Source organism: Bradyrhizobium sp. JR4.1, assembly GCF_040548605.1.
GTDB classification, from domain to species: domain Bacteria; phylum Pseudomonadota; class Alphaproteobacteria; order Rhizobiales; family Xanthobacteraceae; genus Bradyrhizobium; species Bradyrhizobium canariense.
On record NZ_JBEPRY010000015.1, the window covers coordinates 184,703 to 195,051 of the forward strand.

Sequence of the window (10,349 nt, forward strand, 5' to 3'; positions counted from 1 at the left end):
TTGTGTGATAGACAAAAATTTGGCAAGGTGGCGGTTAGGACAGGAAGACTGTCTCAATTTTGCTTGCGGTTCCGGCATAGGGATTGCAACGAAAGTCGGTGCTTTCGAGCGCCAAGAAGGCAACAGGCAAAGCCGTTCTCGGGGACGAAGAACGCCTTGGCCTGAATTTAAGAAAATGCGGCTCGCGAGCGGACGAGCGGTGACCCAGAAGCGGGTGCCGCGGGACGCCCAAGGTGCGCCGAAGATGGCGGTGAGGCAGCTTGCCGCATGGAGAGGACGAGGACATGAACGGGTCGCAAGTCGAGCGCGGAAACATCGTGGCAGAGCAACTGTCGGCGACGGTCGCCTCGAAAACGACTGATCCGATTCAGGAACACAATTCACGCCCGCCGGCCGTAGGCTTGTACGATCCGAGCCTGGAAAAGGATTCCTGCGGCGTCGGCTTCATCGCCAACATCAGGGGCAAGAAGTCGCACGAGATCGTCGCGGACGCGCTCAGCATCCTGTGCAACCTCGAGCACCGCGGCGCCGTCGGCGCCGACCCGCGCGCCGGTGACGGCGCCGGCATTCTGGTGCAGATCCCGCATGCTTTCTTCAGCCGCAAGGCGAAGGAACTCGGCTTCGCGCTGCCCAATCCCGGCGAATACGCCATCGGCGCGCTGTTCATGCCGCGCGACACCGCCTGGCGCAACGTCATCAAGAGCATCATCGCCGACCAGATCAAGGAAGAGGGCCTGACGCTGCTCGGCTGGCGCGACGTGCCGACCGACAATTCCTCGCTCGGCGTCACCGTGAAGCCGACCGAGCCCGCCTGCATGCAGGTGTTCATCGGCCGCAACGGCACCGCCAAGACCGAGGACGATTTCGAGCGCCGGCTCTACATCCTGCGCAAGTCGATCTCGCAGGCGATCTACCAGCGCCGCGACCGCGGCCTTGCGGGCTATTATCCCTGCTCGATGTCGTGCCGCACCGTGATCTACAAGGGCATGTTCCTCGCCGACCAGCTCGGCAAGTACTATCCCGATCTGCACGAAAAGGACTTCGAGAGCGCGCTGGCGCTCGTTCACCAGCGTTTCTCGACCAATACCTTCCCGGCGTGGTCGCTGGCGCATCCCTACCGCATGATCGCGCATAACGGCGAGATCAACACGCTGCGCGGCAACACCAACTGGATGGCGGCGCGCCAGGCCTCGGTGAGCTCCGAGTTGTACGGCAAGGACATCAACCGGCTCTGGCCGATCTCCTACGAAGGCCAGTCGGACACCGCCTGCTTCGACAACGCGCTCGAATTCCTGGTGCAGGGCGGCTACTCGCTGCCACACGCCGTCATGATGATGATTCCGGAGGCGTGGGCCGGCAATCCCTTGATGGATGAGAAGCGCCGCGCCTTCTACGAATATCATGCAGCCCTGATGGAGCCGTGGGACGGCCCCGCCGCGATCGCCTTCACCGACGGCCGCCAGATCGGCGCCACGCTCGACCGCAACGGCCTTCGGCCCGCGCGCTATCTCGTCACCAAGGACGACCGCATCGTGATGGCGTCCGAGATGGGCGTGCTGACGATTCCCGAGGACCAGATCATCACCAAGTGGCGCTTGCAGCCCGGCAAGATGCTGCTGGTCGACCTCGAACAGGGCCGCCTCATCCCCGACGACGAGATCAAAGCCGAGCTCGCCAGGAGCCATCCCTACACCGAGTGGCTGGAGCGAACCCAGATCGTGCTCGAAGAGCTGCCGAAGGTGCCGACCACCGGCGTGCGCTCCAACCTGTCGCTGCTCGATCGCCAGCAGGCGTTCGGCTACAGCCAGGAAGACATCACCATTCTGATGACGCCGATGGCCTCCACCGGCGAGGAAGCCGCAGGCTCGATGGGCAACGACACGCCGATCTCGGCGCTGTCGGCCAAGGCCAAGCCGCTGTTCACCTATTTCAAGCAGAACTTTGCGCAGGTCACCAACCCGCCGATCGACCCGATCCGCGAGGAGCTGGTGATGAGCCTCGTCTCCATCATCGGACCGCGGCCGAACCTGTTCGACCTGCAAGGCCTTGCCACCACCAAGCGCCTCGAAGCACGCCAGCCGATCCTGACCGACGCGGACCTCGAAAAGATCCGCTCGATCTCCGAGGTCGCCGAGTCGCATTTCAAGTCGCGCACGCTGGACACCACCTTCCACGCCGGCCTCGGCGCGGCCGGCATGGACCAGGTGCTGGACGAGCTCTGCGCGCGCGCCGAGAGCGCGGTGCGCGAGGGCGTCAATATCATCATCCTGTCCGACCGCATGGTCGGCACCGACCGGGTTCCGATCCCGTCGCTGCTGGCCTGCGCCGCCGTGCATCATCATCTGATCCGCACCGGCTTGCGCACGTCGGTCGGCCTCGTCGTCGAATCCGGCGAACCGCGCGAAGTGCATCACTTCGCCTGTCTGGCCGGCTACGGCGCGGAAGCGATCAATCCGTATCTGGCGTTCGAGACCATCATCGCGATGAAGGACCGCCTGCCCGGCTCGCTCGACGACTACGAGATCGTCAAGCGCTACATCAAGTCGATCGGCAAGGGCCTGCTCAAGGTGATGTCCAAGATGGGCATCTCGACCTACCAATCCTATTGCGGCGCGCAGATCTTCGACGCCATCGGCCTGAAGGCGGAATTCGTCGGAAAATTCTTCGCCGGCACGCATACCCGCGTCGAGGGCGTCGGTCTTGGCGAGATTGCCGAGGAGGCGGTGCGCCGTCATGCCGACGCGTTCGGCGATGCGCTCGTTTACAAGACCTCGCTCGATGTCGGCGGCGAATATGCCTATCGCAGCCGCGGCGAGGACCATGCATGGACCGCCGAGTCGGTGGGGCTGCTGCAGCACGCCGCGCGCGGCAATTCGCTGGAACGCTACCGCGCTTTCGCGAAGATCCTCAACGAGCAGTCGGAGCGTCTCCTGACGCTGCGCGGCCTGTTCCGGATCAAGAACGCGGACGAAGAGAAGCGCAAGCCGGTGCCGCTCGACCAGGTCGAGCCGGCCAAGGACATCGTCAAGCGTTTCGCCACCGGCGCGATGAGCTTCGGCTCGATCTCGCGCGAGGCGCACACCACGCTCGCGATCGCGATGAACCGGATCGGCGGCAAGTCGAACACCGGCGAAGGCGGCGAGGAAGCCGACCGCTTCAAGCCGCTGCCGAACGGCGATTCCATGCGCTCGGCGATCAAGCAGGTCGCCTCGGGCCGCTTCGGCGTCACCACGGAGTATCTCGTCAACTCCGACATGATGCAGATCAAGATGGCGCAGGGCGCCAAGCCCGGCGAAGGCGGCCAGCTGCCCGGCCACAAGGTCGATGCGACCATCGCAAAGGTCCGGCATTCGACGCCGGGCGTCGGCCTGATCTCGCCGCCACCGCACCACGACATCTACTCGATCGAGGATCTGGCGCAGCTGATCTACGACCTCAAGAACGTCAACCCGGACGGCGCGGTCTCGGTCAAGCTCGTCTCGGAGATCGGCGTCGGCACGGTGGCCGCGGGCGTGGCCAAGGCGCGCGCCGACCATGTCACCATCGCGGGCTTCGAGGGCGGCACCGGCGCTTCGCCGCTCACCTCGATCAAGCACGCGGGATCACCGTGGGAGATCGGCCTCGCCGAAACCCACCAGACGCTGGTGCGCGAGCGGCTGCGCAGCCGCATCGTGGTCCAGGTCGACGGCGGTTTCCGCACCGGCCGCGACGTCGTGATCGGCGCGCTGCTCGGCGCCGACGAGTTCGGCTTCGCCACCGCGCCCTTGATCGCGGCCGGCTGCATCATGATGCGCAAGTGCCACCTCAACACCTGCCCGGTCGGCGTCGCGACCCAGGACCCGGTCCTGCGCAAGCGCTTCACCGGCCAGCCCGAGCATGTGATCAACTACTTCTTCTTCGTCGCCGAAGAGGTCCGCGAGATCATGGCCTCGCTCGGCTTCCGCAGCTTCAACGAGATGATCGGCCAGGTGCAGCTGCTCGACCAGACCAAGCTGGTCGCGCACTGGAAGGCCAAGGGCCTCGACTTCTCCAAGCTGTTCGTCAAGCAGAAGGAAGAGAAGGGCCAGAAGATCTATCACTCCGAGCGCCAGAACCATCATCTGGAAGCGGTGCTCGACCGCACGCTGATCGAGCAGGCGACGCCTGCGCTCGACCGCGGTGCGCCGGTGAAGATCGAGGCCCAGATCAACAGCACCAACCGCTCCGCGGGCGCGATGCTGTCGGGTGCGGTCGCCAAGATCTACGGCCATGCCGGCCTGCCGCATGAGACCATCCATGTCAGCCTCAAGGGCACCGCCGGCCAGGCCTTCGGCGCGTGGCTGGCGCAAGGCGTCACCTTCGAGCTCGAAGGCGAGGCCAACGACTATGTCGGCAAGGGCCTCTCGGGCGGCAAGATCATCGTCAAGCCGCCGGCCAACAGCGGCATCGTGCCGGAAGAGAGCATCATCGTCGGCAACACCGTGATGTACGGCGCCATTCAAGGCGAGTGCTACTTCCGCGGCATCGCCGGCGAGCGTTTTGCCGTGCGAAATTCCGGCGCCGTGGCGGTGGTCGAGGGCGCGGGCGATCATTGCTGCGAATACATGACCGGCGGCATCGTGGTCGTGCTCGGCAAGACCGGGCGCAACTTCGCGGCCGGCATGTCGGGCGGCATCGCCTATGTGCTGGACGAGACCGGCGACTTCGACAGGCTGTGCAACATGGCGATGGTCGAGCTCGAGCCGGTGCTGTCGGAAGAGCTGATCAACGCCGGCACCTATCACCACTCCGGTGACCTCGAAGCGCACGGCCGGGTCGACGTGTTCAAGGACCTGCTCGTCTCCGACGTCGAGCGCCTCCACGTCCTGATCACGCGTCACGCGAAAGCGACCGGCTCCAGGCGCGCCGCCGACATCCTGGCCAACTGGAAGGACTGGCTGCCCAAATTCCGCAAGGTGATGCCGGTCGAATACCGGCGCGCGCTGCGCGAAATGGCCGCCAACGCGGACGCCGAGCCGAAAATCGCGATCGGGGCTTAGCTAAGAAAAGCCTCATGGTGAGGAGCGCGAAGCGCGTCTCGAACCATGAAACCACAGCGGGGGCCTTCATCCTTCGAGACGCGGCGCCAAGCGCGCCGCTCCTCAGGATGAGGGGAGAGAAAGCAAACGAATTTAGACGGCAGGGACTTCGGGTTTAATGGGCAAGATCACGGGTTTTCTCGAAATCGAACGGCATGACCGCAAGTACACCCCGGTCGCCGAGCGCGTGAAGCATTTCCACGAGTTCGTCGTTCCCCTCTCCGAGAAGGAAACGCGCGACCAGGCCGCGCGCTGCATGAACTGCGGCATTCCCTATTGCCACGGCACCGGCTCCGTCGCGCCCGGCACGCCGGGCTGCCCGGTCAACAACCAGATCCCGGACTGGAACGACCTCGTCTACCAGGGCAACTGGGAAGAGGCCTCGCGCAATCTGCACTCGACCAACAATTTCCCGGAGTTCACGGGGCGCATCTGTCCGGCGCCGTGCGAAGCCTCCTGCACGCTCAACATCGACGACAACCCCGTCACCATCAAGACCATCGAATGCGCGATCGTCGACCGCGCCTGGGACAATGGCTGGCTGAAGCCCGAGGTCGCCGCCCACAAGACCGGCAAGAAGGTCGCGGTGATCGGCTCGGGTCCGGCCGGCATGGCCTGCGCGCAGCAGCTCGCACGCGCCGGCCACGACGTGCATCTGTTCGAGAAGTTCGCCAAGGCCGGCGGCCTGCTGCGCTACGGCATCCCCGACTTCAAGATGGAAAAGAACGTCATCGACCGCCGCGTCGCGCAGATGGAAGGCGAAGGCGTCACCTTCCACTACAACAGCCATGTCGGTGTCGACGGCAATGTCGATCCGCGCGAGATGCTCAACGAGTACGACGCCGTGGCGCTGACCGGCGGCGCCGAAGCCCCGCGCGACCTGCCGATCCCCGGCCGCGACCTCGCCGGCATCCACTACGCGATGGATTTCCTGCCGCAGCAGAACCGCCGCGTGTCCAATGAACCGTTGAACGGCGTCCAGGAGATTCTGGCCGGCGGCAAGCATGTCGTTGTCATCGGCGGCGGCGACACGGGATCCGACTGCATCGGCACCTCGCTGCGCCAGGGCGCGCTCTCCGTGACCCAGCTCGAGATCATGCCCGCTCCGCCCGAGCACGAGAACAAGGGCCTGACGTGGCCGAACTGGCCGCTGAAGATGCGGACGTCCTCGAGCCAGGCCGAAGGCGCGGTCCGCGAATTCGCCGTGCTGACGCAGAAGTTTTCGGGCGATAACGGCAAGGTCGAGAAGCTGCATTGCGTGCGCGTCGACGACAAGTTCAAGCCGATCGCCGGCACCGAGTTCGAGCTCGACGCCGACCTCGTCCTGCTCGCGATGGGCTTCGTCCATCCCGTGCACGAGGGCCTTTTGAAGCTGCTGTCGGTCGAGCTCGACCCGCGCGGCAACGTCAAGGCCAACACGCTCGACTACCAGACCTCACGCCCGAACGTGTTCACCGCCGGCGACATGCGCCGCGGCCAATCGCTGGTGGTCTGGGCCATCCGCGAGGGCCGGCTGTGCGCCAGGTCGATCGATACGTTCCTGATGGGGAAGACGGATCTGCCGCGCTGAACTTTGCGCGAGCCGCGCAAGCTCGGAGTCAGGCAATAAATCCGCTGTCGTCCTGGCGAAAGCCAGGACCCATACCGCGTGATCCCTCGATCGTTGGCCGGTCGCAGTACCAAACGACGAGTCTTCGCCAAACTACTCCCTGGGGTAATGGGTCCTGGCTTTCGCCAGGACGACACCTCGGGCTTGGTATCGCCAATGGCAACGGCCACACGCGCTAATTCTGCAGCCTCACCCCGACCATCGCCACCGTGCCCTGCGAGCTTGACCCCGCCTGGTTCGAATCCAGGATGTCGTGGCGCAGCGTGCCCTTGATCCAGATGTTGCGGTTGAGCTTGTAGATCAGGTTGCTTTCGAACGAGTAGGTCTTGTCGTTGCGATTCTGGCCCTGGTAGTCGTAGGTGCCGTAGGTGAATTTGCCGACTGCCGTGAGCCAGCGGCGGAAATCGTGATCGACCTCGGCGGCGTAGGTATGCACCAGCACGCCGGAGGAGCCGGGGATAGTGGTCTCGGCGATCTGCGTGTCGGTGGCGAATTTCACCGTGGTGAGGCCGCTTGCGTTCCAGATCAGCGAGCCCGAGGTCAGGAAGCCGGAGAGCTGGCTCAGGCGCGGATCGACATAGTTGCGTGCGGAATAGCCGACCGAGACCTCGCCGGTCAGGATGCGCGAGAACTCGAAGGACGTGCCGACCTTGGCGTAGCCGCCGTTTGAATCGCGGAAGAAGCCGTTGCGGTCGGCGGCTTGGTCGTGCACGCGGGTGTCGCCCTGGATCTCGACGAACGGCTTCAAGCCCGGCTTCAATTCGTAGGAGAAGCGCCCCACGCCGCCATACTGGTTGAAGTCGCGGTCATCGTTGCTGAAGGTCGAGCCGTCGGTGAGTTTCGAGTTGGTGTAGGCGGTGCGATCGACGGTCGCGCCAGCCGCGACCTGGAAGCGGTTGAAGGTCTGGTCGAAGCCGACGGTCGTGCCATAGGTGGCATAAACAGGAAATTTCTGCAGGCCGGCCTGCACGTTCGGGCTGCCGGGATTATCGGTGGCGAGCCGCAGGCGCAGCTGCGAGGTCAGCTTGAGATCGCGATTGACGTCGATGCGGCCGTCGACATGGCCGGTGAAATCGGGGCGGTCGACCTCGACCGGCGAGGGCGAGGCAAAGCCGTCGATCGTCGCCGGCATGTTGTTGGTGTAGCCCGAGAACGAGCCGCGCAGATCCGCGACCAGCGCGTGGCGCTCCCAATCGGACGCCACGAGCAGGTCGGGCGCGACGACATAGGCCGGCGAGCCGACCGGCTTGTTCAAGCGCGCCGGGTTGGTGTCGTAGCCTGTGGAGAGCTCGAGCCCGCCCTTGATCAGGAAGCTGCCGGCATAGTCGCCGACCGCGCCGAACGCATCCTCGTCGAGCTTGAGGCGGCGGCGCAGCGGCTGGCCGGGCACGTTGCCGGCCAGCGCCGGCGGCACCGGTGTCTTGTGCGCGGTCTCGGAGGGCGGCGGCGCGATGCGCGGCGGGCCGAGCGTTCGCTCCGGCGTTGCCGGCGGCACCGGCGAGCCGGGGCCGACCGGGCGCTTCGGCTTCGGCTGTCCGGGATAGAGCTTCGGCTGCTGTCGCTTGCGGTTGAGCGAATCGTAGCCGGAGGCGCTGGCGCCATTGGCGGCAGGCAGGCCGTAGATCGGGACCTGGTTGGTCGGGTTTGGGTTGGTCGGGTTTTGGCTGTTCGGGTTCTGGCCCGGGCGCGCCGGCGCCTGCTGGCGCTTGCGCAAATCGGCATTGGGATCTGGCAGCGTCGGCAATGCATCCGACGGTGCCTGCGGCACGCCCGCGGTCCGGCGCGTCGGCAGCGTGTCGGGCGATGCGAAGCCACCGCGGTTAGGACTGAACAGATCGGGGGTGAGGCTCTGGGCCGCCCCGGGGGCGCTTCCGAGGACCGTCAGCGCAAAGCACGGCAAAGCCGCGCGCAGAAAATGCGCGCGCTTGCTCCGGCTCGTGCCTGGAGACGACCCCACGATGGAAGAACTCCAACGAAATCAAACGCTTTCGCGATCATCCCAGCCGATCGGCGGGAACTATCGTTAATGGAGTTAAAACAATTATGGTTAACGACCGGTTGAGGGTTGGGGCGCCCTCGTCGCCTCGGAGGCCGTGGCGTGCTAAGCAGGCGCCAACGGACGAACGCCCCTCCTCCCTGGACCAGAACATGCCGAGTTCGAAACCGCTGATGACCCAATCATCCGGCCCCATTCCCGACAGCGTCGAATCCGCACTCCGCACGCTGGAAACGGAGAGCGGCGGTATCAACGCGCTCGCCGCCGCCCTGCGCGGCCCGCTTGGCGCGAGCTTCGCCCAGGCGGTCGATCTGATCCGCAACGCGAAGGGCCGCGTCATCGTCACCGGACTCGGCAAGTCGGGCCATATGGGCCGCAAGATCGCGGCAACGCTGGCCTCGACCGGCACGCCCGCCTTCTTCGTGCACACCGCCGAAGCCGCCCATGGCGACCTCGGCATGATCACCACCGACGACGTCATCATGGCGCTGTCCTGGTCCGGCGAGCAGCCGGAGATGAAGACGCTGGTGAACTATTCCGCGCGGTTCGCGATCCCCATGATCGCGGTGACGTCGAACGCGGCGTCCTCGCTCGGACAAGCGGCCGACATCGTGATCGAGCTGCCGAAGGCGCGCGAGGCCTGCCCGCACAATCTGGCGCCGACCACCTCGACCCTGATGCAGGCCGCGATCGGCGATGCGCTCGCGATCGCCCTGCTCGAAGGCCGCGGCTTCACCGCGCTGGAGTTCGCGCATTTCCACCCCGGCGGCAAGTTAGGGGCGATGCTGAAGTTCGTCCGCGACTACATGCGCACCGGCGCGGAGATCCCGGTCAAGCCGCTCGGCACCAAGATGTCGGACGCGGTGATGGAGATGTCGGCCAAGGGCCTCGGCTGCGTCTGCATCATCAACGATGCGGGCGAGGCCGTCGGCATCATCACCGACGGCGACCTGCGCCGCCACATGCGCCCGGACCTGCTGACGGCGTCGGTCGACGACATCATGACCAGGCAGCCGAAAACCGTACCGCCCTCGATGCTGGCCACCGAGATGATCGAGGTGCTGAACACCCGCAAGATCACGACGCTGGTGGTGACCGAGGCGGACAAGGTGGTGGGCATCGTGCACCTGCACGATCTGCTGCGGGCGGGCGTGGCGTAGGGGGCCCATCTCCTCCGTCATTGCGAGCGTAGCGAAGCAATCCAGACTTGAGCCTCCCCTAAATCGGTGGACACCTATAGCTTAGACAGCAAGAGGTGTCAGATGACGAAACGGCAGCGACGTTCTTATTCGGACGAGTACAAGCGGCAGGCAGTTGATCTGGTTTTGTCGAGCGGCCGCTCGGCGAAGTCGGTATCGAAGGAGCTCGGGCTTGACGGCTCCGTGCTGAGCCGATGGGTGGCGGAGCAGGGCACGGCGAGAGCCGGCGGCAGCGCCGTGGCGCCCACATCGCAAGCGGCGGTGCCGTCGGCGGACCAAGCTGACGTGATTGCGCGGTTGCAGCGGGAAAACGAACAGCTGCGCTTGGAGCGCGACATTTTAAAAAAGTCGATCGCGATCTTTGCTGGACCCCGGACATGAGGTTCCGTTTTAGAGGATCGCCGCACGGACTATCCGGTCAAGGTCATGTGCCGTGTGCTCGGCGTCTCGCCCGCGGGCTACTATGCCTGGCGGTCGCGCCCGGAAAG

At 65.3% G+C, this 10,349-nt stretch carries 5 protein-coding genes; 4 read left to right on the forward strand and 1 reads right to left on the reverse strand.

The window, feature by feature from the left end; genetic code table 11:
* Positions 1-284: 284 nt before the first annotated feature.
* Positions 285-5,018: a glutamate synthase large subunit gene (gene gltB / locus ABIB90_RS26615; RefSeq protein ID WP_354201674.1), complete on the forward strand. Its 4,734-nt coding sequence runs from the start codon at positions 285-287 to the stop codon at positions 5,016-5,018.
* A gap of 157 nt (positions 5,019-5,175) precedes the next feature.
* Entirely contained in the window at positions 5,176-6,627 is a 1,452-nt protein-coding gene (locus ABIB90_RS26620) for a glutamate synthase subunit beta (RefSeq protein ID WP_354201675.1), read from the forward strand.
* A 214-nt stretch (positions 6,628-6,841) separates the two neighbouring features.
* Here ABIB90_RS26620 and ABIB90_RS26625 read toward each other — a convergent pair whose 3' ends face one another.
* Entirely contained in the window at positions 6,842-8,623 is a 1,782-nt protein-coding gene (locus tag ABIB90_RS26625) for an outer membrane beta-barrel protein (protein ID WP_007597142.1), read from the reverse strand.
* A gap of 191 nt (positions 8,624-8,814) precedes the next feature.
* Between ABIB90_RS26625 and ABIB90_RS26630 the strand changes: the two genes are divergently transcribed.
* Both ABIB90_RS26630 and ABIB90_RS26635 read left to right on the forward strand, forming a co-directional pair.
* On the forward strand, positions 8,815-9,822 hold the full coding sequence (locus tag ABIB90_RS26630; protein WP_354201676.1) for a KpsF/GutQ family sugar-phosphate isomerase: 1,008 nt from the start codon (positions 8,815-8,817) through the stop codon (positions 9,820-9,822).
* A gap of 102 nt (positions 9,823-9,924) precedes the next feature.
* Positions 9,925-10,242 (forward strand): transposase, encoded by a 318-nt coding sequence (locus ABIB90_RS26635; protein WP_007593706.1) that lies wholly within the window; start codon positions 9,925-9,927, stop codon positions 10,240-10,242.
* Positions 10,243-10,349 lie beyond the last annotated feature (107 nt).

Bases quoted from the DNA above. Each gene is read 5' to 3' on its own strand.
- gltB (WP_354201674.1), top strand. From the start codon at position 285: ATGAACGGGTCGCAAGTCGAGCGCGGAAACATCGTGGCAGAGCAACTG.
- ABIB90_RS26620 (WP_354201675.1), top strand. From the start codon at position 5,176: ATGGGCAAGATCACGGGTTTTCTCGAAATCGAACGGCATGACCGCAAG.
- ABIB90_RS26630 (WP_354201676.1), top strand. From the start codon at position 8,815: ATGCCGAGTTCGAAACCGCTGATGACCCAATCATCCGGCCCCATTCCC.
- ABIB90_RS26635 (WP_007593706.1), top strand. From the start codon at position 9,925: ATGACGAAACGGCAGCGACGTTCTTATTCGGACGAGTACAAGCGGCAG.